At 69.4% G+C, this 25665-nt stretch carries 21 protein-coding genes and 7 pseudogenes; 16 read left to right on the top strand and 12 right to left on the bottom strand.

The window, feature by feature from the left end; genetic code table 11:
• The 4 genes and pseudogenes from ACWH4W_RS21750 to tpg all read left to right on the top strand — a co-directional run.
• Positions 1-1770: pseudogene (locus tag ACWH4W_RS21750) on the top strand (helicase associated domain-containing protein); the annotation flags it as partial.
• Between the two features lie 264 nt (positions 1771-2034).
• Positions 2035-2499, top strand: coding sequence for a hypothetical protein (locus tag ACWH4W_RS21745; protein ID WP_473077374.1), 465 nt, complete (start codon positions 2035-2037; stop codon positions 2497-2499).
• A 133-nt stretch (positions 2500-2632) separates the two neighbouring features.
• Positions 2633-2800: a helicase associated domain-containing protein gene (locus tag ACWH4W_RS21740; RefSeq protein ID WP_473077567.1), complete on the top strand. Its 168-nt coding sequence runs from the start codon at positions 2633-2635 to the stop codon at positions 2798-2800.
• A gap of 160 nt (positions 2801-2960) precedes the next feature.
• Positions 2961-3488 (top strand): telomere-protecting terminal protein Tpg, encoded by a 528-nt coding sequence (tpg, locus tag ACWH4W_RS21735; protein WP_473077373.1) that lies wholly within the window; start codon positions 2961-2963, stop codon positions 3486-3488.
• 87 nt (positions 3489-3575) lie between these two features.
• Here the strand turns inward: tpg and ACWH4W_RS21730 are convergent, their stop codons facing one another.
• The 4 genes and pseudogenes from ACWH4W_RS21730 to ACWH4W_RS21715 all read right to left on the bottom strand — a co-directional run bounded on the left by ACWH4W_RS21730 (position 3576) and on the right by ACWH4W_RS21715 (position 6944).
• Positions 3576-4409: a hypothetical protein gene (locus ACWH4W_RS21730; RefSeq protein ID WP_473077372.1), complete on the bottom strand. Its 834-nt coding sequence runs from the start codon at positions 4407-4409 to the stop codon at positions 3576-3578.
• A gap of 192 nt (positions 4410-4601) precedes the next feature.
• Positions 4602-4967, bottom strand: a pseudogene (locus ACWH4W_RS21725) (transposase family protein); the annotation flags it as partial.
• Between the two features lie 5 nt (positions 4968-4972).
• A pseudogene (locus ACWH4W_RS21720) lies at positions 4973-5666 on the bottom strand (transposase).
• 36 nt (positions 5667-5702) lie between these two features.
• Positions 5703-6944, bottom strand: coding sequence for an IS256 family transposase (locus tag ACWH4W_RS21715; protein WP_473077371.1), 1242 nt, complete (start codon positions 6942-6944; stop codon positions 5703-5705).
• A gap of 570 nt (positions 6945-7514) precedes the next feature.
• Here ACWH4W_RS21715 and ACWH4W_RS21710 point away from each other — a divergent pair.
• Positions 7515-8617: pseudogene (locus ACWH4W_RS21710) on the top strand (integrase core domain-containing protein).
• A 130-nt stretch (positions 8618-8747) separates the two neighbouring features.
• Here ACWH4W_RS21710 and ACWH4W_RS21705 read toward each other — a convergent pair.
• Together ACWH4W_RS21705 and ACWH4W_RS21700 are read right to left on the bottom strand one after the other, a co-directional pair.
• Positions 8748-10034, bottom strand: a complete 1287-nt coding sequence (locus ACWH4W_RS21705) for a hypothetical protein (RefSeq protein WP_473077370.1) — start codon at positions 10032-10034, stop codon at positions 8748-8750.
• A gap of 501 nt (positions 10035-10535) precedes the next feature.
• Positions 10536-11333, bottom strand: coding sequence for a transposase family protein (locus ACWH4W_RS21700; protein ID WP_473077562.1), 798 nt, complete (start codon positions 11331-11333; stop codon positions 10536-10538).
• A 29-nt stretch (positions 11334-11362) separates the two neighbouring features.
• Here ACWH4W_RS21700 and ACWH4W_RS21695 point away from each other — a divergent pair.
• A pseudogene (locus ACWH4W_RS21695) lies at positions 11363-11515 on the top strand (IS630 family transposase); the annotation flags it as partial.
• A gap of 209 nt (positions 11516-11724) precedes the next feature.
• Positions 11725-12432, top strand: a complete 708-nt coding sequence (locus ACWH4W_RS21690; RefSeq protein ID WP_473077369.1) for an IS630 family transposase — start codon at positions 11725-11727, stop codon at positions 12430-12432.
• Here ACWH4W_RS21690 and ACWH4W_RS21685 read toward each other — a convergent pair whose 3' ends face one another.
• Positions 12433-12657 carry a DUF6207 family protein gene (locus tag ACWH4W_RS21685; RefSeq protein ID WP_473077368.1) on the bottom strand — a complete coding sequence of 75 codons (225 nt, stop codon included), beginning with the start codon at positions 12655-12657 and terminating at the stop codon, positions 12433-12435. It abuts the gene before it with no gap.
• 510 nt (positions 12658-13167) lie between these two features.
• Here ACWH4W_RS21685 and ACWH4W_RS21680 point away from each other — a divergent pair.
• Positions 13168-14364, top strand: coding sequence for a trypsin-like serine protease (locus tag ACWH4W_RS21680; RefSeq protein ID WP_473077367.1), 1197 nt, complete (start codon positions 13168-13170; stop codon positions 14362-14364).
• On the opposite strand, the gene ACWH4W_RS21675 is transcribed toward ACWH4W_RS21680, so the two are convergent.
• From ACWH4W_RS21675 to ACWH4W_RS21660, 4 genes are all read right to left on the bottom strand, one after another.
• Positions 14322-14984, bottom strand: coding sequence for a DUF4357 domain-containing protein (locus tag ACWH4W_RS21675; protein WP_473077366.1), 663 nt, complete (start codon positions 14982-14984; stop codon positions 14322-14324). The genes ACWH4W_RS21680 and ACWH4W_RS21675 overlap by 43 nt on opposite strands.
• Before the next feature lie 126 nt (positions 14985-15110).
• On the bottom strand, positions 15111-15269 hold the full coding sequence (locus ACWH4W_RS21670) for a hypothetical protein (RefSeq protein WP_473077365.1): 159 nt from the start codon (positions 15267-15269) through the stop codon (positions 15111-15113).
• A gap of 652 nt (positions 15270-15921) precedes the next feature.
• Entirely contained in the window at positions 15922-16299 is a 378-nt protein-coding gene (locus ACWH4W_RS21665; protein WP_473077364.1) for a fic family toxin-antitoxin system, toxin component, read from the bottom strand.
• Positions 16299-16538, bottom strand: a complete 240-nt coding sequence (locus ACWH4W_RS21660; RefSeq protein WP_473077363.1) for a hypothetical protein — start codon at positions 16536-16538, stop codon at positions 16299-16301. Before ACWH4W_RS21660 ends, ACWH4W_RS21665 begins: the two co-directional genes overlap by 1 nt.
• A gap of 6 nt (positions 16539-16544) precedes the next feature.
• On the opposite strand from ACWH4W_RS21660, the gene ACWH4W_RS21655 reads away from it, so the two are divergent.
• A complete protein-coding gene (locus ACWH4W_RS21655; RefSeq protein ID WP_473077362.1) occupies positions 16545-18059 on the top strand; it encodes an Imm49 family immunity protein in 1515 nt (504 codons plus the stop codon).
• 108 nt (positions 18060-18167) lie between these two features.
• Here ACWH4W_RS21655 and ACWH4W_RS21650 read toward each other — a convergent pair.
• Positions 18168-18334: pseudogene (locus tag ACWH4W_RS21650) on the bottom strand (transposase); the annotation flags it as partial.
• A 338-nt stretch (positions 18335-18672) separates the two neighbouring features.
• Between ACWH4W_RS21650 and ACWH4W_RS21645 the strand changes: the two are divergent.
• The 7 genes and pseudogenes from ACWH4W_RS21645 (at position 18673) to ACWH4W_RS21615 (ending at position 25535) form a co-directional block, all read left to right on the top strand.
• Complete coding sequence (locus ACWH4W_RS21645; protein ID WP_473077361.1) at positions 18673-20274, top strand: ISL3 family transposase; 1602 nt, start codon at positions 18673-18675, stop codon at positions 20272-20274.
• A gap of 54 nt (positions 20275-20328) precedes the next feature.
• The gene (locus tag ACWH4W_RS21640; RefSeq protein ID WP_473077360.1) at positions 20329-20766 is read left to right on the top strand and encodes a DUF4259 domain-containing protein; all 438 of its coding nucleotides are present in this window, start codon (positions 20329-20331) and stop codon (positions 20764-20766) included.
• Between the two features lie 200 nt (positions 20767-20966).
• Positions 20967-21302, top strand: coding sequence for an ArsR/SmtB family transcription factor (locus tag ACWH4W_RS21635; RefSeq protein ID WP_473077359.1), 336 nt, complete (start codon positions 20967-20969; stop codon positions 21300-21302).
• The gene (locus ACWH4W_RS21630; RefSeq protein ID WP_473077358.1) at positions 21302-22021 is read left to right on the top strand and encodes a cation efflux transmembrane domain-containing protein; all 720 of its coding nucleotides are present in this window, start codon (positions 21302-21304) and stop codon (positions 22019-22021) included. The genes ACWH4W_RS21635 and ACWH4W_RS21630 overlap by 1 nt, the downstream gene beginning before the upstream one ends.
• A 243-nt stretch (positions 22022-22264) precedes the next feature.
• Complete coding sequence (locus tag ACWH4W_RS21625) at positions 22265-22780, top strand: hypothetical protein (RefSeq protein WP_473077357.1); 516 nt, start codon at positions 22265-22267, stop codon at positions 22778-22780.
• A gap of 208 nt (positions 22781-22988) precedes the next feature.
• Positions 22989-24130 (top strand): annotated as a pseudogene (locus ACWH4W_RS21620) (FAD-dependent monooxygenase); the annotation flags it as partial.
• 331 nt (positions 24131-24461) lie between these two features.
• Complete coding sequence (locus tag ACWH4W_RS21615; protein ID WP_473077356.1) at positions 24462-25535, top strand: TolB-like translocation protein; 1074 nt, start codon at positions 24462-24464, stop codon at positions 25533-25535.
• Positions 25536-25665 lie beyond the last annotated feature (130 nt).

The raw sequence follows: 25665 nt of genomic DNA, 5'->3' as shown, positions 1-25665 counted from the left end.
GGTGGAACCTGCGCACGGTGATGACGTTCCATCAGAAAGTGGAGGAGGCGGCAGCGTTCGCGGAGAAGCTGCCCGAGACGGCCGCCGAGCTGTACGCAGGCGACGCCTCCGACGACGACCTGGCGAAGGCGGACCGGCTCCCCGCGTCGTCGATCGCCGCGGAGTTCTACGAGCTGGAGGCCGGCCGCCACGTACCCCCGGACCGCGTCTGGTCGGCATGGCTGTGCGGCGACCACCTCGTCACCGAACGCCGCGAAGTGATCCGGCAATTCGCCAACGGGATCGATGCCACGGGCCGCCGGGTGCACCGGGCGTTCCTGGCAAGCTGCCGCGTCCTCGGGGAAGGCGTCGACATCACCGGCGAACGGGGCGTGGAAGCCATCTGCTTCGCCGACACCCGCAGCTCCCAGGTCGAGATCGTACAGAACATCGGCCGCGCGCTCCGGCCCAACCGTGACGGCACCACGAAGGTCGCGCGGATCATCGTGCCGGTCTTCCTGGAGCCCGGCGAGGACCCCACCGACATGATCGCCAGTGCCTCGTTCCGCCCCCTCGTGGCCGTGCTCCAGGGCCTGCGCTCCCACGATGAGCGCCTGGTCGAGCAGCTCGCCTCCCGCGCCCTCACCCACGGACAGCGCAAGGTCCACCTCCGGCGCGACGAGGAAGGGCGGATCATCGGAGCCGGCGGTGAGGGTGACGGCGGGGACCAGGAGCAGCGCGGACTCGGCGGCGCCGCCGAGTCCGCGCTGCTCCACTTCTCCTCTCCCCGGGACGCCGCCACCATCGCCGCGTTCCTGCGCACCCGGGTGTACCGGCCGGAGTCCCTGGTATGGCTCGAGGGCTACCAGGCCCTGCTGCGCTGGCGCAGGGAGAACGAGATCACCGGCCTCTACGCCGTCCCCTACGACGTTGAGGTCCGGGTCGGCGTCACCAAGGACTTCCCCCTCGGGCGGTGGGTGCACCAGCAGAGGAAGGCACTGCGGGCCGGGGAGCTGGAGCCGCGGCGCAAGGAGTTCCTGGACGCGCCCGAGGCCGGGATGGTCTGGGAGCCCGGCGAAGAGGCGTGGGAGACCAAACTCGCCGCGCTGCGGTCCTACCGGCGGGCCACCGGGCACCTCGCCCCCCGCCAGGACGCCGTCTGGGGCGAGGGCGAGGCGATGGTGCCAGTCGGCCAACACATGGCCAACCTCCGCAGGAAGGGCGGCCTCGGGAAGAACCAGGAGCGGGCAGCAGAGCGCGCAAAGCAAGCTGGCCACGATCGACCCGGACTGGAACTGCCCCTGGCCACTCAACTGGCAACGCCACTACCGCATCCTCGCCGACCTGGTCGACGCCGACGGCAGTCTGCCCGATATCCAGCCGGGCGTGCTCTTCGAGGGTGACGATCTTGGCAAATGGCTCGTGCGAATGCGAGAGGCGAGCACCTGGGCGCATCTGTCCGCCGAGCAGCAGGAACGGCTGTCCCGCCTGGGCGTCAAGCCCGCCCAGGCGCCACCTGGGGCCCCGGCAGCCGGGCGTGCGACGAAGGGCCCGAGCAAGGCGCAGCAGGCGTTCCAGCGCGGCCTGAAGGCCCTCGCGCAGTGGGTTGAACGGGAAGGCGCCGACCGGCCGGTGCCAAGGGGCCACAGTGAGCAGATCACGGTCGACGGCGAGACGGAACCGGTGGTCGTGAAACTGGGCGTATGGGTCTCCAACACGAAGTCGAGGCGCGACAAACTCACCCAGGAACAGCTCGACGCCCTCGCAGCGCTGGGGGTGGAGTGGGCGTAGCCGCCCTGTCATCGGCGCTCCCCGGGCTCTCGTAGCCGACGTCGGCCGGTGCGATCAGTGGGGCCCAAGGAGCCGCACGGCAGCCCGTCGCGGCTGGCTGGCATCGGCGGCAATACGCACAGCTTGACCGGTTCTTGACTCCTGAACGGATCATTCCTCACAAAAGCTTGCCTGCGGTCACCTGATTCCAACGGGGGAGGAACCATCGTGAGCGACGGAGGAGCAAGGCAGAACAAGCGTGGACGGTTTGTCAGGCGAGGCACCGTGGGGCTGGCCGTGCTCGCCCTGGCTTCCGCGGGGCTGCTCGCCGCCGGCCCGGCGTCCGCGTCCAGCAGCGGCGCGGCTTCGCCCGCCGGCCGGCTCATGATGCCGGGCAGCGGTGCCCAGAAGAGCGCGGCACCGCAGGGCGGTGTCAGCATTCAGTCGGTGTACAACCTGCCCATCAGCGGCGGCTACGGCCAGTGGAGCGACGACCCGTCCGGTTCCACTCCAGGCGACGCGATCAAGGCGTGCGACACCTCGGCGGACGGCTGGGGCATCGAGACCTGGCTCGACTACGACCGGGACGGGTACGTGGACCGGATCGCCTCCACCCGCGGGCACAATTCCCCGTACTGTTCGCCCTGGGCCACCGGCAACCTGCCCGAGAGCATCCCGGTCGACATCGCCGTCATCCAGGTCAAGGGGACCCAGACAGGCGCCTGGGCGCAGTGGGTGGCGTACACGTGAGTGAGCACGCCGGGCACGCCTGACACACGCACGGCGGGCCTGCGCGGGCAGTTCGCCTGCGTCGTGGCGAGGCCGGGGGTGCTGCCGGGAATGCAGTAACGGGGGGCGGCGCGGCGGCCCTGTGGTCCTGACGGTGTCCGCGGACCGTGCCGGAAGGCTGTGGCAGATCGCAGAGATGTGCGCGCGGTGCGCCGCCGCGGTCCGGCTCGGCGTATGGGTCTCCAACACGAAGTCGAGGCGCGACAAACTCACGCAGGAACAGCTCGCCGCCCTCGCAGCGCTGGGGGTGGAGTGGGCGTAGCCGCCCTGTCATCGGCGCTCCCCGGACTCTCGTAGCCGACGTCGGCCGGTGCTGTCCTGGAAATGCCGGAACCGGCGGTCAAGGGTGCACAGCGTGGGAGAACTGACGCTACGGGCTGCGGGGTGCTGGCCCTGTCGGCCGGCCGCTTGGGGAGGCGGACGTGGGACAGATCGAGCAAGGGCTGGAGCGCGCGTTGCGCACCCGGCCCGTTTCCTCAAGCACCGAGGCCCGTCTGCGGTTTCTGCTGGCGACGCACCAGGGTTCCACCCGGAGGGTAGCCGCCGTGCTGGGAGTGTCACAGCGCACCATGCAGCGGTGGGTGACAAGGAAGCCCGGAGCACGGCGCCCGCCAGGCCCGCTGAAGGTCCAGGCGATCAAGGAAGCGGTCCGGGCTCGGTGGCAGCCCCGAATACGGGCCCGCCGGCGTGCCCGGGCCGAAGCGGAGGGCTTCGTCTTCCACACCCGGGCACGGTTCGGGTTCGCTGCTGCGGCAGGATCCTCGGACGATCCGCGGGTGCGGTGGATCACCCAGTACCTGCCGGGAGAGGTCGCCCGGGAGCTGTTCGCCGCCCGGGACGTCGGCGCGGGCGAGCAGCAGCAACTGGTGATCCTCGCCCGCGTGCGCTCGGGCATGCCTACTTCCGCGACGGGGGCGACGCGGTCATGGCCTGCATATCGCCTTCACTGACGTGGAGTTCGCCGACTTCTCAATCGGATGACGTCCTCGCCGCCGGGAATTCGCGAGGCAGGCGGCCGATCCCGCCGTCGAGGGCGTTCAGCCCCGAGAGGGCTTCTCGCACACGCCCAGCATTGCGTCGTACTTCTTGGCTTCCTGCTGTTCGTGCCAGTCCCACTCGACGCGGCCGGCCCGGTCGGTCCGCCTGGCGGCGGGAGGCTGCGGCGGGCGTAGCCTCGCCGTCTCCGCCAGGCGCAGCAGATGCGTACGGTCCCCGGGCGCGGCGAGCAGTGCCTGATCGTCGCCGGGTACGAGGCGGGCGAAGCAGGCCGCGGCCCGAAGGAAGACCCGCGCCCAGCCGGGTACGGGGTAGGCGGCGCAGCCGTCGGTGTAGCGGGCGCGGTCGTGCAGGGCAAGCGTGGCCGCGGCCTCGTCGTAGTCGCGAAGGCGTGCGGTGGCGAGCTGCTGGAAGGAGGCGCCAGTGAAGAGCGCGGCTGCCAGGGCTGCGGCCAGGCGGGGGTGAGCGGTCGAGTCGGCCAGGCGGCGGGCAACTTCCCGGGCAGTGTGCGCGGTGAGAGATGCGGGCTGTGACCGGTGTCGCCAGGCGATCGGCGGCGGCGTGCACGGGGCGGCGCAGGGAGTAGGGCTGTCGTAGGAAACGAGGCGGTCCAGAGCGGGCAGGGTGAGCCATCGGCTGGCCGGCCGGGCCGGTTGGTCTGCAGGCAGGGGTTCGGCGGCAGGCGTGCCGTAGTAGTGGCGGCGGGCGGCCTGGAAGTCGGTGGTGATGGTGTGGTCGGCCGTCTGCAGGGCCTGGTGCAGGGCGGCGGGCAGGCGGGGGCGGTGACAGACCAGGGTCAGGTGGATCCCGGTGAGTGTGCGCAATTGCAGGAGGCGCATCGCACGGCGGGCGGTGAGACGGTGCGCGCGCAGCACGCTCAGCCGAGTGACGGGAAGGGCAGTGATCCAGGCGGTGGCGGCTTCCCAGACAGGCTGACGACCGCCGGGGAAGCGGCCGGGGAGCAGGGACGGTCTGCCCAGAGCGGCGAGAAGGTCGCGGGCGAGACCGGTCTCGCTGGTGGTGCCCGGGCCGGGGCGCAGGGTGATCCGGCCGGACAGTGAGCGTTCTCAGCGTTGCCTCTCCAGGGTGAGGACTGCTTTGGCGATGACCGTCATGCGGTTCGGGCTGCAGCGGCTTCGGCGGAAGATCCGCCAGGACTTCAGCCGGGCGACGCCTCGTTCGACGGGAGCGCGGGCGTGGGCGAGTGCGCGGTTCAGCGTCCGTTCGGTTGGCGTGAGTTCGCCCTTGGGCGGGCGTCGGATGGCGGTGGTGACCCAGGAGCCGGCGCCGATGTAGGCGCGGTCGGCGACGATCGGGATGCCCTGGCGTTCGCAGGTCCGGATGATGCGGTGGGTGCGGGCTGTGGTCAGGTCGTGAGTTCGGCCCGGCAGGGCTGGCGAGATCCACAGCAGCCGGCCTTCGGAGTCAGTGAGCTTCTTCAGCGTTGCCTCTCCAGGGTGAGGACTGCTTTGACGATTGACGTCAGGCGGTTCGGACTGCAGCGGGCTCTGCGGAAGATGCGCCAGGACTTCAGTCGCGCGACGCTTCGTCCGACGGGTGCTCGTGCCGCTGCCAGGGCCCGGTTGATCGTCCGCTGGGTCGGGTTGAGGTCCTGGTGCGGAAGTCGTCTGATCGGTGTGGTCACCCATGGGCCGGCGCCGATGTAGGCGCAGTCGGCGACGATCGGGCACGCCTTGGCGTTCGCAGATCCGGATGATGCGGTGGGTGCGTGCTGCGGTCAGGTCGTGGGTACGGCCCGGCAGGGCGGGCGAGATCCACAGCAGGTCGCCCGCAGGACCGGTGATGACCTGCACGTTCACGCCGTGGCGGCGGTGCTTGTGGGAGAAGTCGGCCCGGCTGTCGCCGACCCCGTCGCACTCGGCGAGCGTTCCGTCGAGCAGGACGTGATCGGGATCGGCTTCCCGCAGGACCCGCAGCAGTCCGGGCACCCGGCGGGCGAGGTGGTCGACGACGGCGGTGACGTAGGCGTGGGCGGTGCCGACAGATATGCCGAAGCCGGCAGCGATCTGCGTGAGCGGGTCGTGTCGGCGGAGGTAGATCAGGGCGACGAGAGCACGCTGGTGAGGCGGGAGCTTGCAGCAGCGGCCACCCTCACGGGTGACGATGAGCATCGTGACCGGTCATGTCCCTTCTGGTGGTGTAGGCGATCAGTCGTCGGTTGCGTTGGTGGTGTTGAGGAGTGCGGGGGCGCTTTCGCCGGGCTCGGTGGGATAGACCTTGTCCATGCTGCCTTCGGGTAGGTAGCGGCGGGGGAAGGCGATCCATTCGTCGTGCATCTCGAAGAGCACGGCGGTGACCAGCCGTAGGAGGGCGTCGTCGTTCGGGAAGACCTGGACGACGTCGATCCGGCGTTTGATCTCACGGTTGACCCGCTCGAGCGGGTTGGTTGACTGGATCTTCTTCCAGTGCCGTTCCGGGAAGGCCGCGAAAGCGGCGAGATCGTCCTTGGCCTCCAGGAGCATCTCCTTGACCTGCGGGAACTGCTCGCCGAGCATGTCGGCGACGGTGTCGAGCTGGTGACGGACGGCTTCCTGATCGGGCTGGGCGAAGATGGTGCGGATGGTCGCGGCGACCATCTCCGCGGCGCCCCTCGGGATGACGCTGAAGACGTTGCGCAGGAAGTGGACGCGGCAGCGCTGATAGGCGGCGCCGATCATGACCTTGCGGATCGCGTTGACCAGGCCCGCGTGGTGGTCGCCGAGAACGAGCCGGACCCCTCCCAGGCCGCGTTCGCGCAGGTGACGCAGGAACTTCGTCCAGAACACCTCGCTCTCGCTGTCGCCGACCATCACGCCGAGGACCTCACGGCCGCCGTCCTCGGTGATCCCGGTGGCGATGACCACGGCCCGGGAGACGATCTGGTGGGCGACGCGGGCCTTGCAGTAGGTGGCGTCCAGGTAGATGTAGGGGAAGCGGGTGTGGTCCAAGGGCCGGTCGCGGAAGGCGGCGAGCTGGGTGTCGAGGTCACCGCAGATCCGGGAGACCTCGCTCTTGGAGATCCCGCTGTCCGCGCCGAGCGCTTTGACCAGGTCGTCGACGCTGCGGGTGGACACGCCGTGGACGTATGCCTCCATGATGACGGCGAACAGGGCCTGGTCGATGCGCCGGCGCCGCTCGAGGAGACTGGGGAAGAAGCTGCCCGAACGCAGCTTGGGTATGGCCAGGTCCAGGTCGCCGGCCTGCGTGGTCAGCGTCTTCTCCCTATGCCCGTTGCGCAGCGCGGTGCGGGTGTCGGTGCGCTCGTTCCACTCCGCACCGATCCTCGATGTCGCTTCGGCCTCGATCAGTTCCTGCAGCATCCGCTCGGCGACGGAACGGACGAGTTCAAGACCGTCTGCCGAACGCAGTGACTCCAGCAGGCGAAGTAGGTCAGACTGGGACAGGGCCACCGTGCACCTCCTCGATGAACTGGGCGTTCACCAAGGAGATTTGCACGGTGGCCCACCTGCCGGGCAGAGAGCGAAAGTCGCCTGACCACACGCCCCCGGCGCACAACCTCACGTTGATCCGCTACACCACATCAAGGGACACCGCCTGGTGACCCACTCGACCAGGGCGTGAGGCAGGTCGAGTGAGGCAGGACAGGGAACCAACGAGGCCCCTGCGCTCATGAGTTGAGACGCCGAACACCTCTCTCAACGGCACAGGAGCCTCGTGCGTTGCGGGACACCGACCAGTCACCCGATCAGCGGCCACTCTGAAAGAGCTCACTGATCTTGTTACTGGTAGTGATCATCGCCTTTGGGGTAGCAGGACTGACCATCGGACTGATGGGTTTCTCACGGACAACAGCACTCATTGCCTTCGCCATCATCGCTGCGCCCTTGCTCTACCTGATTTTCAGTCGGTCACAACAGGACAGGTAGTAATCCCGGCCCCAGATCCTGTACCGCTCGGAAAGTCATCGCTGCAGGTGCGTACCCATGTCCTGAAGCGTCGGTAGCAGTTGGGATGCTGTCATGGTGATCGTCTCGCTGCTGTACAGGGTGACCCGGAAGCTGCTGGCCGTCCCCGGCATACTGCTGCGCCGCGACACCACGAAGGAAGCTGAACTGTTCGTGCTGCGGCACGAGAACACGGTCCTGCGCCGTCAACTCGCAGGACCGGTGCGCTGCGAGCCGGCCGGCCGGTTCTGGTTTGCTGCCCTGTCATCGCTGATACCGCGCCGTCGCTGGGCGCAGGTCTTCCCGGTCCAGCCCGGCACCGTGCCGGCCTGGCACCGCAGGCTGATCGCGAAGAAGTGGGACTGTTCCAAGCGCCGTGGCCGCACCGGCCGCCCCCGCCCTCCGGCCGCGCTGAAGAAGCCCGTCCTGCGCCTGGCCGAGGAGAGTCCGAAGTGGGGCCATCGCCGGATTCAGGACGAGCCGGCCCGGCTGGGGCACCCGATCCCACCGTCCACCGTCTGGCAGATCCTCAACGCTGCGGGCATCGGCCCGGCCCCACGCCGCTCCGGCCCCGGCCGGCGCACGTTCCTCACTGCCCAGGCCGAGGGGATGATGGCCGCGGACCTCTTCCACCCCGACACCGTCCTGGGCAAGCGCCTGTATGTGCCGACGTTCCTCGAGCACGGCACCCGGCGCCTGCACCTGACCGGCGTCACCGCCCACCCGACCGGCCAGTGAGCGGTGCAGCAGGCACGCAACCTCGCCGCTGACTCCGGCACACCCATGGAGTCCCCGCGTTTCATGCTGCGCGACCGCGACACCAAGTACACCGAGGCCTTCGACGCCGTCTTCCCGTCACAGGACGTGGACGTGCTGCTCAGCGCGCCCCGGGCGCCGCGAATGAACGCCCACTGCGAGCGCGTGACCGGCACGATCCGCCGGAAAGCCTGGACCACGTGCTGATCGCGAACGAGGCCCATGCGCGTCACGTCCTCGGCCGGCACCAAAACCACTACAACGGGCACCGGCCTCACCAGGCCCGGAACCAACTCCCGCCCGACGTGAGCGAGGAACCCGCCGTCGAACGCCAGCACGGCCATCCCGGCAAACTCCTACGCACCCGCACCCGCACCCGCACCCTCGACGGAGCGATCAACGAGTACCGATATACGGCTTGACCAGCAGCGATGACTTTCCAAGCGGCACAGGTTCACTGTCCCGAATGCCCCGTTGCCGCGCTCCCGTGTCAACGGGCCGAACGGCACGCGTCCGCCAGCCCTTTGCCGAGCCCTCCGCGGACGGCCCAGATCACACCGTGAGCCGGACCGCCTCGATCCACGACTCGTTGTCGTGGGTGCCGGCGTAGGTGAAGTCGTACCCGGTCCCGGGCTCGTCGCACGCCAGGCCGAGCCAGGCGTCGTCGTGGACGTAGGAGGACTGGCAGACGGCGCCGGCGCCACCGTCGACGTTGATGGTGAACCCCAGCATGTGCGGGGCGTCCTTCTCGGTACTGCCGACGTAGTTGTCGATGCCGTCGACGGCGTTCGACCACGGCTCGGGGAAGTGTCCCTCGCCGTTGGTCGACGCGGGGTCGTGGACGAAGGCGCCGCCGGACGTGCCCCTGGTTCCGGACACGGCGATGTTGACGGCCGTGATCGGTGCCCCCGAGCCCGCCGTGCCTGCTGTCCCGCCGTCGCACACCGCATCGCTCCAGCCCCGGCCCGCCACATGGACCCGGTAGCAGATGTGCCGTCCGCCCGGATCTTCCGCGGCCAGTCGCTGGACGGCGGTCGCCGCGCTCCTCACCGATGCCTCGGCCCTCTTCACCTCGGCCGAACGGGGCGGCGCAGGCTTGGACTTGGACTTGGACTTGGACTCGGACTTGGGCTCGGACTCGGCCCCGGAATCGGACTCGGGCTCAGCCCCGGAATCGGACTCGGCCGGTGAGCCGGACGCGGACTCGGATCCGCTCGGCGACGCCGAGGGTGACGGGGACGTGGCCTGGTAGTCGACGGCCGGGATGCCGTCGGACGTACCGGGGTCAAGCGTCGTTCCGCCGGCGGGAGCCGTCTCGACCGTGCGCTCGTCCTCACGGTTCAGGCCGAGTACCAGCAGCGGTACGCAGATCAGCACCGCCCCGGCGATGGCGGCCGCGGCCACCATGGGCCCGCGCAGACGTCCCGGCCCCGTCCCGTCGGCGTCCGCGTCCGCCTTCCCGCCGTCACCGTTCCCGGCCGCGACCGCACCGGCCACCACCCCGGCTCCCGCTCCGCCGGGCTCCGCCGCCTGCCGCCGCTGTTCCTCCGGCTGCCGATCCTTCTCCTGCCGTTCCTCCTCCTGCTCGGCTGCCGCCGGTTCCTCGGTGGTGGACCGGAAGCCCCATCGGGTGCGCCGCCCGGGAGCGGGCTCGGAGGACGACACCGTCGACACCGAGGCGTCCGGATCGGCGGCGGAGTCGGGAGCAGGGGCGGACTCCGGCGTGCGCGGTCTCAGGTCCGCGCCGGGATCCTCACCCGGTACGGGTACGGCGACCGCGCGGCGGACGGCCAGGGAAGGCGTCGTCTCACCGGCCCGGGGTTCATGCTGATGCGGCATGAGCACTGCTCCTTGTCGAAGGTGGGGGCGGACGGTGCGATGTCGTCGGTGCTCGCCGGTGCCGTCGGCCGGTCATCCGTGCACGGCACCGGGCCGGACGGCCGCTCCGTCGGCTCACGACTCACTCAACCAACTCTGGATGACACCTGGTTGCGTCCAAACCCTGGCGAGATGAACGGAAGGCGACACAAGGTCCCGTTCGCTCGTCGGCCGCACCACGCTGCCAAGGGGGGACCCTCCGGAACACGCCCCGGCCGACGGCGAGGGCCGCGCCCCGCGAGGCCGTCGCCGGTGGCGATCCTGCCGGCGCCACGGATCAGGTCGCGGACCCACGCGGCACCGGAAGGCTCGCGGTGACCACGCACGGGGGTGGGGCAGGACACCGGTGCGTCACGGCTCCACCGCGCGGTCGGCTCCACGCCTGCTCGACGGCACGCCTCCGCACCGCGCCGGGGAGCAGCCACCCGCACGAGTGTCCAGAACACGATCACTGAACCTTTTTCATCCTGAACAGTTGCAGATCAGCAGTCTGTGAACGGCTTGGACGATGGTGCCGATGCGGCGTGTGGAGCATCTGGCTCGTCGGAGCAGCCGCCAGGATTTCACCTGCGCGAAGGCGCGTTCGCCGGGAGCTCTCAGTCGGGCGTGGTCGCGCTCGAACTGCTGGTAGTGCTCGGGGTGGTCGCTGTGGTGGTAGCAGGGGATGCGGAAGGTGGCGCCGGCGCCCTGGTAGGCGCGGTCCGCGAGGACGAGGATCTGCCTCGTGACACAGGCCTGGACGATGCCGTGGGCACGGGCTGCGGTCAGGTCATGGGTTCTGCCCGACGTCGCGCGGGAGAACCAGAGTGGTGTGCCGTCGGGACGAGCGATGACCTGCACGTTCATGCCGTGCTTGCGGTGCTTCATCGAGTAGTACGGCTCGTCCGCGCGGATCCGGTCGGTGGGAATCAGGGTGCCGTCAACGATGACGTGGTCGCCATCACCGAGACCGGTGAGGGCTTCGTGGAGGCCGGGCACCCAGGAGACCAGCACGTCCAGAGCCTCGTCCACATATCGCCAGGCAGTGGTCTGGGATATTCCGAAACCTGCTCCGAGCTGCGAGAACGTCTCGTCCTTACGTAGATGGACCAGCGTGAGCAACGCCTGATGGAAGCAGCCGAGTTTGCGCCGGCGTGTGTTGCGGGCCCGGCGGTGTTCGTACAGCAGCCAGGCAACATGTTCGACGAGCTCGTGCGGGACGTCGAGCGTGGCAGGATACGGCACCAACAAGGCCCCTTCGGTCGCCGGTGTGCTATTGATCCGAAACGGTTTGGGTTTTGGGTCGTTGGGTGGGTGTGAGCGATCTGGTGGGGGACGCGCGGCATCTGTCGCCGTCGGCGCAGGAGGCCCTGCGTCTGCGGGCGGTGGCCGCGTTGGTGGCGGGGCGGGAGCGTGAGGATGTGGCGGCGGTCTTCTGGGTGTCACTGAAGGCGGTCGACGGGTGGTGGGCGAAGTGGCTGGCCGGCGGGCGGGAGGCGCTGGTCATGCGGCCGCGGGGCAAGCCGGTCGGGGTGCATCAGGTGCCCGGGGAGGCCGAGCAGTCCGCCGTGCGGCAGGCGGTCCTCGATCACCGGCCCTGTGACCTCGGACTTTCCGGCCAGTTGTGGACACGGCGGCTGGTGGGCGAGACCTCGTCGCGAAGCTGTACCGGGTGCGGCTGGCTGAACCGGGAGTGGGCAAGTACCTCAAGCGATGGGGACTGTCCTTCCAACGCCCCGACAAGCGGGCCGTCGGGCAGGGCCCCGAGGCCGTGGTGCGCTGGCAGCAGGAGACGTGGCCGAAGATCCGCGCGAAGGCGAAGAAGGACGGCGGCGAGATTCTGTTCGCCGACCAAGTCGGCATCCGCTCCGACCAGGTCACCGGCCGCACATGGGGCGAGAAAGGGAAGACACCTGTGGTGCGGCGGAGCGGGAACCGGTTCTCGGTCAACGCGATGTCTGCGATCAGTACCAAGGGCCGGATGCACTTCATGGTCTTCACCGAGCACTTCACCGCCGAGGTGATGTGCCGCTTCCTGGACCGGCTCGCCAGCCACTTCGACCACAAGGTCCACCTCATGGTCGACGGGCACTCCGCCCACCGCTCCAAGAAGGTTCGCGCCTGGCTCGCCGCCCACCCCGACGACGTCGAGCTGCACTTCCTGCCGCCGTACTCGCCCGAACTCAACCCCGACGAGCTGGTCAACGCCGACCTCAAGCACAGCCTGCCCAAGCAGCACCGGGCTCGCGACCAGGCCGAACTCGCCGCCGAGATCCGCCGCTTCTTCCGCAGACGCCAGCGTCAGCCGCACATCGTCCGCGGCTACTTCGGCGGCCTACACGTCCGCTACATCCTGGACGGGAACCCCATGAGTTTCTGATCAATAGAGCGGCTCACCGACGGCTGCCGCCAACCCCGACCATGAATCCGACCATGGCTGGTCAGTGGAGTCTGGCCAGCCACCCCCGGCGCCACGAGCGTGGCGCAAGTCCAGGAAGCAGCGCGGCCGTACACCGGGCTCGCCGGGCTCCAGGCTCGTACGGTCCGCCGGTGCGATCGCACGGAGCGGCGGGCAACTCCTGGACCGCGGGCGCGGTTTCGTCATCGGCTGCCGCGATCTCCACTACAGCCGGAGACCGCGAGAAGCCGGGCGAGCCGGGCGCCGCGTGGACGACAGCGGCTGGGTGAAGGTGCCGGCGGGGGCGCCCTCTTGGGGTGTCGCGGCCCGAGTGCGGCAGTCCGTCCTTCAGGTGCGCAGGAAGTCGGCATGACGGGCGTGGGGTCCGGCCGTCTTCCGGCCGACGGCGGTGGAGAGCACGCTGCGGTGGAGCCGGGCTCCCTGCCGGTCGCACCGGAGCCGGTACGGCACTCGGTTCGACGGTCCGGTCGGCGTCCAGCCGTGCGTGGACGCCGAGCGGTACGTCCTCACGGAGTCCGTCGAGAAGGTGGCTCTCCCGGCACCGCACCCGGCTGCACGTGCGACTCCGTGTTTCACTTCCGACCCCCGAGTATCTGGTTGGTATTAATCATTTGTAGATCGAATGTAAATCGGGGCCCATGAGGATGTCTGTGCCGTCTGATCACAGACTGCTACGCCAAGAGGAAAGGCATACTCATGCGATACGGCAGAACCAGCCTGTGGGCTGCGGGTTCGGCCCTGGCCGCGGCGATGGCGCTCGTCGGCACCCTCGCCCCGGGCGCCAGCGCCGGGCAGCAGCGCGACGGTAACAGCGAGAAGAGCGTCCCGATCTCACAGGCTGTCGGCGCCGACAACCTGCGGAAGATGAACGAGCAGCGACCCCTCGTCGCCGCTGCGAGCATCCTCGCCAAGGCCCAGGAGCGGGGCCACTACGAGGGCTACACGGGCATCGGCCTTCAGGAAGACCACGTCACCCTGTGGTGGAAGGGCGACCTGCCCGAGCCCGTACAGCGGGCCGCGGAGCGGGCCCGCAGAACCGCCCCCGTGCACATCGTCGCCGCGGACCACTCGCTGGCCGAACTCAAGGACGCCTCCGAGCTGTTACAAGCCCGGCTGGAGAAGGACCCCTCGCTCGGTCACAGCGTCAAGATCCCCACTGACGGCAGCGGACTGGTCCTGGCACAGGACACCACCCGCGCAGCACGCACCGCCTCCGTCGCGCAGGACCACAGCACGGTCGACCGGATCGCCGGCGTGTCCGTGAAGACGATCAGCGAGGAGCCTCTCCAGGAACGCTCGCGTGTGAACGACAATGCGCCGTGGTCGGGCGGAGCACAGATAAACTTCAACGGCGGGGCGTGGTGCACGGCCGGGTTCGGTGTGCGTGACGCAAGCGCGACCTACCTGCTCACCGCTGAGCACTGCGGTCGGAGCGGCACTCGGTTCACCAACCCGCAGGGCACCTACATCGGCACCTCCACCAAGTCCAGTGACGCCCACGACGTGATGCTCATCCCCACGAACTCCGACAACTTCATGTACACCGGGGGACCCGACAGCAACGCGGGCGTGCGGGTCGACGGCTGGGACCACGTCTTCCCGGGTGAGTACCTGTGCCAGTCCGGAGTCACCAGCGCACGGGCCACGGGCGGCCCGGTCTGCAACATGAAGGTCCTCTTCTTCTACAACGACTCCGAAGACCTGGTGGAGGCGGAGCAGATGGACGGCCGGGAGGCGGCCCGCGGCGGTGACAGCGGCGGCCCGATCTACACCGCCTCGGCCGCCGGCGGCGCGATCGCCAAGGGCACGGTGACCCGTAGTGCGGGGGCGCGCCTGGGCTTCCAGGACTTCTACACGGCCACGCGGGACTTCGGCATCTGGATCAACAGGTAGATCCGTCCTCGCGGCCCGTGCCAGGGCCCGCCCGGCGTCCTCGGCGGCCGTGAAGGCCGGGAGGACGCCGGCTTCCGTCGCGGCGGCCTCGGCGAGCCGCAGCGCGGGCTGGTGGTGGGAGCCGAGGCGGGACGGCTGTCAGTGCGGCACTTCCTGTCCCCGCACCAGCGGCAGGGTGTCGGCGAGCCGGACCGCTGGTGGGCCAGGCGCCGGCGGACGGGGCCGGGGACGCCCGGCAGCCGCAGCAGCCGCTCGCCGGCGGCGCGCAGGATGCGGTTCTCGACGGTGTCAGCGGTGTACGCGTCGTAGCCGTACACCAACGCGGCGGCGGCCGAGGAGGAGTTGCACTCGATGTCCCGGGCCGCCGCCCAGCGCGCCCCGGGGCCGGTCGGGGCGTCCACGAGCGCGCCGCTCGCCCGCAGTTCCGCCCGGAACCGGCGTGCGTGGTGGCCGAGTCCCGGCCACTCCTCGGCGGTCACGAGGGAACCCTTCCGCAACAGGAACTTGTTCGTCCCGTCGTCGTCGTACTGGGTCAGCAAATGCCCGCGTGCCTCGGCACCGTCCTGCGGCAGCTTGATGCGGAAATCGGGCGCGCCGGACAGACGGTCGGGCAGCGGCATGGGTGACCTTCGGGGAGAGGGCGACGCCTGCGTCGAACACCGCGCAGGCTACACGTTGGCACCGTCAACGTGTATACGTGAGGTTTCAGTCCTCTTCGGACAAGGCGGCGCGCGGGTCGGCCAGCGTCACCTGTCCCTCAGGGGGTCGGCCAGCCAGAAGGTCCAGCCGTTGGTCCCCGCTCCGGCCGCGTTGGCGGCTCCGGACGGGGTGTCGTGGATCTGCCCGTCGAGCCGGATGCGGCCCTCGTCGTCGACGACGGCCGCCTGCCCGTACTCCTCCCGCACAGCGGGGGAACCTCAGTCCAGGCCCATACCGGCCCGGACGGCACGGTGTGGTGGACCGCCCACTCCTATGCATGGGATAAACCGTGTTCCAGGAGCGCTCCGCACCCGCCGACGGCTTCCCCCTCGAAGACGTCCTCTTCACCGTCGACCGATCGCCCAGTACCACGAGAAGGCAGCGAAGGCGCTTCGCGGGATGATCAGAGCGCAGAAGGACGCCGAGCTCGCCTACACGCGGCTCCGTGAAGCCGGCAGCGCGGTGGCGCAGTCGTTCCGGGGCTTCACCTCGGGCACTGACCGTGCCAGAACCTGAAGCCCTGTGGCGGAGGAGGGCCAGCTCGAAGGCGGGCGTGGATGGACGAGTGGGGCATGTTCCCGGTCCTGGACCACGTCCTCTCTCTGAGCTCCGCAGGGCAGCACGGACCCGCCTGCGCGTTGGTGCGGATGGCGGGCGCAGACGTCATGGCCGGCAGTATGCACGTGCCGTTGAAGGCGCTGCATTCCCTTGCCATGGCCGGGCAGGACGGTGAACTGCACGGTTGCTTCGGAGGGCGTCCCGGCCCTCAGCCGGGCACATCGGTACAAGGACTGGAGCCACTTCGCGCGGGCTGCACCGCTCCCGGCGTTCCGGGAGACGGTGCTGGTCCTGCGGGCGTCAGGTGGTGGTGGGCCAGGTCCGCAGCAGGGCGGCGATCTTCCCTGCGGTGCAGGCGGGGTCCAGGAGCAGGTCCTTGAGGGCGATGGCCTCCTCACGGGCGGGTTTGACGGTGATCCCGGCGGCCTCGAGGTACATGACGCCGGTGGCGGCGGCGACGGCCATGTTGGAGCGCTCCAGCCAGCGGCAGCGGCCCAGGGTGTGCACCAGGGCGGCGGCCTTGGCGTAAGGGCTGTCGTAGACGGGCTGCTCGAACAGTTCGGCCCGGTGGCGGGCGACCGCTGAGACCGGGACGCCGTAGTCGTCGGGGGCCGGGTCGTTGACCCCGGCGGCCTCTGCCACCCGGAGGATCCACGGGACGTCGATGTGCAGGTCCATCAGGCGGCGCGTGCTCCCCGGGGCGTGTGCTGGGTGTCTTCGGCTTCATCGAAGATCGTCTGGTGTTCGGCCAGGAATCGGGCGGCGGCGTCGACCGCACGGGCGCGCAGGCCGCTGGCGTCGTCCTGCACCAGCCGGGCGAGGTAGTCGCCGATGCTCAGTCCCAGGTCGGCGGCGCGCTTCTTCGCGAGTTCCGCGACGTCCTCGTCCACGCGTGCGCCCAGTTGTGTCTTTGCCATACCCGCATGGTAACAGTTGTTACCGCACTGTTCGGGCGGCCGTACCGCAGCGGCGGCCCCGACGACGGGCGCGAGGCGACCACGGGCAGGATCGGTGCGGGTGAGGCGGCCGTCATCATCACCGTGGTCGCCGCGGTGACCGCCCGCGCCGTCCTCCAGCGCCCGATCCCCCTGATGCTGACCCTGCTCGCGGGCGCCGTGGGGCTGCTGCTCGTCGGCCGTCGCGCGGCCCGGATCATGGCCGGGCCCCCGCCCCGTCCGCGGGCGGGACACCCGTGCGAGATGGTCGAGGAGGCCGAGGCACGACGCGAGCAGGATGCGGCCGTGCGTCACTGGATCACAGAGGAAAACGAACTCGACTGGTACGACCGGCAGCCACGTGACGAGGACGAGGCCGAGCACCGGCGGATGGAGGCCTGGGTCGACGATCTCACCGAGGACGAACTGGAGGGACCGCAGCGGGCGCGGGACACGGCCGGCGCAGGGCGGCGGAGCCTTCACGCCGAACCCGCCGCGTATGCCCTACCGGAAGCGGCGCCGGACGGCATCGTCACCCGCACGGTCCTGTCAGTGCCCGTTGGCAGAATGGCGGGCATGGTGATCAAGGACGTGGTACGCCACGACGTTGCCCAAGAGCAGATAGACGGCACCCTTCAGCGCGGATTCGACCAAGCCTTCGACCACTGTTTCGACATGCGTCGAGACGGCCGCCCCCTGCGCCAGGGACTACGGGAGATGGGTGGCGACCTCCTCGACCTCGTCGGTGCCCGCACCCTTGAAGATCCCGCGCTGGAGACGCCGACCTCGCGGGAGGTCCTGCTCACCGCGGCGGAGTGCGCCCTTGGAGAGCTGAGCTTGGGCTGCTTCCCGGACGGCGACTGGGAGGTCCCTCTGCCCTTCGTCAACGAAACGCTCACCAGCGAAGAGTTGCACCATGAGGAGAACCGGGAACCGGCATCCCCGGCCACCACCGCCCAGACCTGGGTCAAGGCCTTCGCCCTGTGTGTGATCAGCGGCCTCATATGGGAGCGCAGCCGGGTCATCGGCCCACTGCTGCACAATGACTACGCTCCCGCCATCCGCGACGGAGTGCCCTACTCGACGCGGGATTCGGTCTCCACTCCGGCCGGCCTCGCCGAGATGGACACGCTGTGCGCATACCTGACCATCGAGCAGGGACGTTACCCCGGCGCCCATCCCGGACCCGTCCCACTCGATAAGCCCGACCTCGAAGCGCGGACCCGCGCCGCTGAACTACTCGACGCGGCCGGCGCCCTGGACGCAGACCAGCGGCTGCTGCGCGTCCTGCTCGACGATGACCAGCCCGCCTTCGAGCAGGCCCTGGCCGAAAGGCTTTTGGAGCACCGTGCAGGCACGGGCACCGGCCCCGTGGCGCCGCGAACCCTGCTGCCTGTCAGAACCGCTGCCGTGGCCGCGCTCGCCTCCCTCGCGCACGAATGGCGGCTGGCTATCAGGTCGGCCTACCTGCCCGCCTCCCTGCTGCGTGCCCCGCAGCACTGACAAAGCCGTCACCCCGAGGGGGGCGCCGGGCCGTGAAGGAATTCTCCTCCCTGAGCGTTGTCCCGTAAATGATCTACTGCATGCTGGTTGACCAGCGTCGTTGCCCGCTCATCCGGCCAGCGTGAGGTTGTGCAGGCAGGGCGATGCCGAGCATGGTGTGATGAACGTCGTCGTCCTTGAGACGGCAGGCGCGGAAGATCCTCCAACGTCTTCATGCGGGCGAAGGCATGCTCGACGCGGGTGCGGACCTTGCGGTGCGAGATGTTGCGTTCCTCCACTTTCTGGCCGTGCCCCGAACGCGCGGGGCGGCATCTTCCTGCTGCGCGTCCTGCCGGCCGGTATCCGGCGGTGCGCGGGTCAGTGGCGGCCCCGGGAGAGCGACGACTTCCACACATCGGCAACGCCCTCTCCCTGGTCGAACTTGGTGTCGAGGCAGTACAGATCGTCGGTGTACTGCTCTGCCCACAGCAGGTGGCTCTGTTCACGAGAACCGGCTCTGGCTCAACTTCTGTGACACGGCCACTCTCCGTGACTGCTGGGCCTCTTCGAGCTGTGAGTGAAGTCGCCTGAAAATGATCTCTGGGGAACACCGTTGGGCTGAATGTTCAGGGCCGTGGAAGAGGTCCTGCTCCAGCTCAAGGAGTTGCTGTTCCCGTCGATCGCAGCCGTCGCGGTGCTGTCGGTAGACGTGAACATCGAGATAGTGCGCGTTGACGCACAATGCACCGCCGACGGCGCCGCGTGCCCGGTCTGTGGCACCTGGTCGGACCGGGTTCACGGTTCTTACCGGCGGTTTCCTGCTGATGTTCCCAGCGGAGGCCGGCGGGTTGTCCTTCAATTGAAGGTCCGACGGTTCACCTGTGGAAACTCGGACTGCGCACGCCGTACCTTCGTCGAGCAAATACCGGGACTGACGCGCCGGCACAGTCAGCGGACCGAACGGTTGCGCTCGACCCTGGCGTCGGTCGGCTTGGCGCTCGCGGGCCGGGCCGGGGCACGCTTCGCCGGCGTTCTCGGCGTTTCCGTCAGCCGCAGCACGGTGCTTCGTCTGGTGGACGAGCTTCCCGACCCCGAGGTGGCCGCACCACGGGTTGTCGGCGTTGACGAGTACGCGACTCGGAAGGGCCGCCACTACGGCACCGTCCTCATCGACATCGAGACCCGCCGCCCCATCGACCTGCTGCCCGACCGGGAGGCGTCCAGCCTGGCGGCCTGGCTCGCCGCGCGGCCGGGCGTTGAGGTGATCTGCCGTGACCGGGCGCCGTTCTTCGCCGAAGGTGCCACCGTCGGCGCTCCACAGGCGGTCCAGGTCGCGGACCGCTGGCACCTCTGGCACAACGTGAGCGAGGCTGCCGAACGGGCCGTCGCTCAGCACCGCCGCTGCCTCCGCGCCCTTGTTACGGCCGCCCCCGATCCCGATCCGGAGCCTGCGCGGGAGAAAGATGCTTCTGACTCGCCATGGCCGAGCGGTCATCGTTTTGCCGACCGCACCAGGGCTCGGCACGCCGACGTCCACGCACTGTTGGAAGCCGGGCACAGTCGTCGCTCGGTCCAGCGGCAGCTCGGCATGACCTGGCGGACCGTCAAGCAGCTCGCCGAGGCCAAGGCGCCGGAGGAGCTGTTCACCGGCCAGTGGCAGAATCGGCCCTCGGTCCTCGATGAGTACAAGCCCTACCTGGACGACCGTTGGAACGAGGGCTGCACCAACGCCTGGAAGCTGTGGGAAGAAAACGTGCCGCTCGGCTACAAGGGCAGCTACCAGCGCGTCCGCGCCTACCTGCACAAAAAGCGCACTTCCCCACGACCGGTAGTCGCCCGGCCGCCCTCACCCCGAACGGTCGCCGGATGGATTCTCCGGCGACCGGAAACCCTTCCCGAGCCCGAACAACTGCTGCTCAAAACCGTGCGCACCCACTGCCCTGAGATTGACGCGCTCACCCGACACGTCCGCGCCTTCGCCATCATGCTGACCGAGCGCCAGGGCGAGCGTCTTCCGGACTGGCTCGTCGCCGTCCGGCAGGACGATCTGCCCAGTCTCCATACCCTTGCCGCCGGCATCGACCGCGACCGCGATGCCGTCATCGCCGGTCTCACCCTGCCCTGGAGTTCGGGCGCAGTCGAAGGCCATGTCAACCGCATCAAAATGATCAAACGGCAGATGTATGGACGCGCTGGCTTCAACCTCCTGCGCAAGCGGGTGCTGCTTGCCTCCTGAGCGCACCGTCAGTGGCCAGTGCGACGATCCCCAAACGACCGCGCGAGGAGAGACATGGGCACCTGGGACATCGGCCCCTTCGATAACGACACCGCCGCCGACTTCGCCGATGAATTGGACGAGGCAGCACTAGAAGAGCGCGAAGCCATGATCCGGGGCGTGCTCAAGCGTGCCGCCGGGCCCGCGGACTTCCTGGGTATCTACGACGGCGAGCGAGCCGTGGGGGCGGCGGCTCTGGTCGTTGCCCAGCATTCTGACTGCGATCGGCCGTGTTCGAACTATGGCCCTTCAGAGCCGCTACCGGAGTTGCCCGCAGACCTTCGAATGCTCGCCGTCGACGCCTTGGATCAAGTGGTCTCCAACCAGTCTGAACTCGCCGAGCTGTGGGCCGAAGCCGCGAACTGGTCGAAGTGGCGCCAGGACATCGCCCGCCTCCGCGACGTCCTTGACCCTCCGATCCCGCCACAAGAGGAAGCCCTGTTCGAGATCTAATCGGTAACCCACAGTCACGGACCACAGAACCTGAGCCAGAACCCGAGAACCGACAGCAGTTGTTCAGGTCTCTGGGAGGCGCCGGCTTGGAGCTCGGATCGATGTTCACGAGAACGGGAGACACGCAGGCGCGGCACTCGCCGAGACTGCAACTCAATCCATGATTTTCTGAATTCAGAACTTCGTGTACTGTCGTGGGCGTGCTGACTGTTGCCCCCGACATCGAGGTGCTGGCCAGGTTCGGCCGCGCGCTCGCAGACCCGATCCGCTGCCGCATCTTGCTCGCCCTACGCGATGCCCCCGCCTACCCAGCGGACCTCGCCGACGCCCTCGGCATCTCCCGCACCCGGCTGTCCAACCACCTGGCCTGCCTGCGTGACTGCGGTCTGGTCGTCACCGTGCCCGACGGTCGCCGTACCCGCTACGAGCTGGCCGACGAACGCCTCGGCCATGCCCTCAACGACCTGCGCACCGCCGTGGTCGCCGTCGATGCCGACCGAACCTGCCCGGACGCGGACGAGAAGGGCTGCTGTTGATGGCCGCCGACATTTCCATAACGCTCGGGCCCCCTTCCGTCCGGCGCGACGCCCTCACCCGCCGGATACGGTTCCTCGTGGCCGTGACCATCATCTACAACGTCATCGAGGCGATCGTCGCCCTCACGGCCGGGAGCCTCGCCTCCTCCACCGCCCTGATCGGCTTCGGCCTCGACTCCGTCATCGAGGTCTCATCCGCCACCGCGGTCGCCTGGCAGTTCTCCGCCCGCGACCACGCCGTACGCCAGGCCCGTGAGCAGCGCACTCTGCGGATCATCGCCGTCTCGTTCTTCGCGCTCGCCGCGTACGTCACCGTCGATGCCATCCGTGCGCTGGCCGGCACCGGCGGGGCTGAACGCTCCATCCTCGGCATCGTCCTCGCCGCCCTCTCCCTCGCGGTAATGCCGTTCCTCTCGGCCGCCCAGCGCCGAGCGGGCCGCGAACTTGGCTCCGCCTCCGCCGTCGCCGATTCCAAGCAGACCCTGCTCTGCACCTACCTGTCCGCCGTCCTCCTGGTCGGCCTGGTCCTCAACGCCACCCTCGGTTGGTCGTGGGCCGACCCCATCGCGGCACTCGTCATCGCCGCCGTCGCCCTCAAGGAAGGGCGTGATGCCTGGCAGGGCAAGGGATGCTGCGCAGCCCCTGTTATGGGAGTGCCGTCTGTTGAGGGTTCGGCAGACGGGTGCGGTTGCCGTCCCGGCCGCGACTGCTGCGGATGAACTCGATCAGCCCCCGACAACGTCCGGCTGCTGTCGGAACTCGTGAACATTCCCGAGTGTCACGATGCCCGAGCGCCTCCCGAAGCGCTGAACAACTGCTGTCCGTTCTCGTGGACAGAGCCACCCCCACAGCAGCGACCAGGGCAGACCGAGCAGGTCATGCTGGTGGGCCGTGCGGAACTGTGAGGCCGAGCTCCACCGTGATCCGTGTGACTGTCAGTCCTGTCCGGCACACTGCCCCGCATGCTGAATCGAGAAGAAGCCGTTGCCGCGCGGCAGCGAGTGATACGGGCATACGCACAACTGCCGCACGCCGTACCGGACGTTACTGCCGACGACTTACGGCAGGCCAACCAACTGGCCTGGGCGGAACTGGAGGCGGCAGGCGCGCCCCTAGATGTGCCCGGCGAGCGGATTTACGCTCTCGGTTTCGTAGGACCTGGGCCAGATCTGAAGGTCGGGCTCACCAGCTCACGACGGGGGCACACCGCGGGATCTGGCAGAACTGCCACTGATCGCATCAAGTCCCTGGAGCGGGTCAGCATGGCTCACCACACGGTCATGGTGCGGGCCTGGATATCGAGGCCCGTAGCCAACGCCCGCAACTGGGAGTTCAGGTCCCTCAACGCGCTGGAGGAGCTTGAGGGATCCTCGGCGATAGGCGAGTACTTCCATGGCGTCGAATTCGACTTGGCCCTGAAGACCATCCACAGCGTCCGCGCGGACTCCATGACCTCAGTCAGGCGAGCGGGTAAGTGAACGCTGCCTCCTACTGACAGGACTACAGCCCCAGATATGCACACATCCATGCAGGTCAGGAGCCACATGTCATACGGTGTGCACCGAATGGCACCGACTTCTCTTCACTCGTGTCACACGAAGTCGGCAGGGGTCGCGGCCAACGGTGGCGAGGAGCCACCATCCCGCATCGTCGGCGACGTCGCGGAGCACGAATAAGTCAGCCCTCTTGAGCACCCTGCCCTCCCGGTTCCCCTTCCTGCTGATCACCCCCAGTACGAGGTCGAACGCCTCCTGGAGCAGCGCGCCCGGTGGCTGGGCGTGCGGTTTGAGTACGAGACCGAACTCCTCGCCCTGCGTCAGGACACCGACGGTGTCGACCTCGACGTCCGCAACAGCGACGGCACCGCGGCCACCCTCCGTGCGGCCTATGCGGTCGGCGCCGACGGCCACCGCAGCGCCGTGCGTCGCGCCATCGGCCAGCCCTTCCCGGGCGTCTCCGTCATCACCTCCCTCTTCCTCGCCGACCTCCGGCTCGCCGAGAAGCCCGACAGTGTCCTCACCGTCGACGGCGCCGGCGACGTCTTCGCGATGATCGCCCCTTTCGGCGACGGCTGGTACCGCGTCATGGGTTGGGACCGCCGCAACGAGGTCCCCGACGACGCACCCCTCGGCCTCGACGAGGTCAAGGACGTCACCCGCCGCGCCCTGGGCACCGACTACGGCATGCACGACGCCCGCTGGCTGTCCCGCTTCCACAGCGACGAACGCCAGGCCCCCCGGTACCGGGTCGGCCGCGTCTTCCTCGCCGGCGACGCCGCCCACATCCACTCCCCCGCCGGCGGACAGGGCATGAACACCGGCCTCCAGGACGCCGCCAACCTCAGCTGGAAACTGGCCGCCGTCCTCAGGGAGCAGGCCCCCGACAGCCTCCTGGACACCTACCAGAGCGAACGCCGTCCCGTCGGCAAAGCCGCCCTGCGCAGCCGCCGCGGCCTCGTCCGCCTCGCCCGCGCACACAATCCCGCCCTGCGTGCCCTCCGCGCCGCTGTCACCGCCCTCGTCAACACCGCCGCTCCCGACCGCACCAAGGCCCTCGCCCGGATCACCGGCATCGGCTACCGCTACCCCGCCCCGCGCGGGGCCCACCGGCTCACCGGCACCCGCATCCTCGATGTCACCCGCGCTGGCGGCCGCCGCCTCTACGAAGCCCTCCGCGGCGGACGCTTCGTCCTCATCGCCCCGCCCACCGCCCGACTCCCCCACCACACCGCCCCGGACGACGAGCCCGGCACGCAACCGGCCGTCGAACACTGGGCAGGCGACCGGCGCACCACCGTCCTAGTCCGCCCCGACGGATACGCAGCCTGAGCACAGGACGACGCCGACACCGCGGCCATCGAGGCCACGGTCGCCGCGCGCTTCACCAGCATCGACCGGCACTGATAGTGACACCCGTCCAAGCCCTGCCCGGCTGGCCTCACACACAGGCCGCCCGTGCAGGGCCTCGCCTCCAGTGGCCGGATAACCCCCTTCGAGCACGTCATATGGCGCATCGACGCATTGACCCCGCAACGCCGTCACGGTTGCATGCCGCTGGCCCTCGGTGAGGTGCCGAGGACAGAGACGACTGCTCGGGGGGAACATGAGCGTCCGTACGAACCGGGGAACCACCGTCAGACGGGTGCGGGCCGTCTGGAGCATGGCGGTCGCTGTCTGCGCGGTCACGGCCCTGTCCCAGGCGACGCCCGCCGCAGCCGGACCGCCAACGGGCGCGGCGGATGTCGCCCGGGGAAGCGGAGCCGGTGTCGAGAGGATCAGTCTCGCGCCCGGTGGCGCCCAGGCCGACGGCGACTCGGTCGAGGCCTCGGTCACGACCGACGGCCGCCGAGTCGTCTTCGTGTCATCGGCGACGGACCTCGTGCCCGGCGGCACCGGTGCGGACAAGCGCGTGTACATCCGCGACCAGCGGACGGGACAGATCACGCAGGTGTCATCTCACCGTCCCGCCGGCCGCCCGGCGATCAGCGGTGACGGCGAGTACGTCGCCTGGCCGGAAGCGTTCATGGACTTCGTCCACATTCGCATCTACGAGATGCGCTCGGGAGGGAGCTCGTTCACCCGCTGTGCGATCATCTGCAGGACGCCGCCGTCGTTGAGCGGGGACGGCCGGTACGTCGCCGCCTCCGGCCACAACAGGTCGGGGTCGGGAGTTGTACCCCGGCAGCGTGTCAGCGTCGAAGGGCCCGTCTCCGTGGAGACCATCGCCGAGTTCGACCACTACGTCTCGTCCGCGCCGTCCATCAGCGGTGACGGCGGCCTCGTCGCCTACCAGGACGGACGGGCGCACGACGTCTTCGTGTGGCGGCGGGGCGACGGCACCACCTTCGGGCCGGTCGAGGGTCCGTCCGTGGACGCGACACTCGTCCAGCTCAGCGAGGACGGCACCAAGGTCGTCTACCTCGTGGGCGACGCCACCTACGTCCACGATCTGGAGACGGGTGACGCACAGCAGGTGCCCGACGCGCGGGGCGTGGCCGTCGACCCCACCGGCCGCTACCTCCTGTACGCGCCGAACGACCCCGCCGGGCCGTCCCTCACGTTGCGGGACCTGCGGACGGGCACCGACGAGACCGTCACGGACAAGCCCGCCACGGCCGGACCCGGCGCAGTCAGCGTCGGCGGACGCGACGTGGTCTTCCACTCCGAGGCCGACGACATCGTGCCCGGCGACACCAACGGCACGTCGGACATCTTCGTCCGCCGCTTCTACTGACGCACGCCGTTCCAGCACCGTTCCCCTGATCCACCGCGGGCACCGGGAGTGAGCGCCGGGAGGCTCGTGGGACCGTTGTGGTCGCACGAGCCTCCCGCGCTCCACCCCCGCGTCCCCACAGGGATGCGCC

It is taken from the genome of Streptomyces sp. DSM 120436, assembly GCF_055778765.1.
The sequence above is the reverse complement of the archived record's forward strand: the minus strand, read 5'-3'. Positions and strand labels throughout refer to the sequence as shown.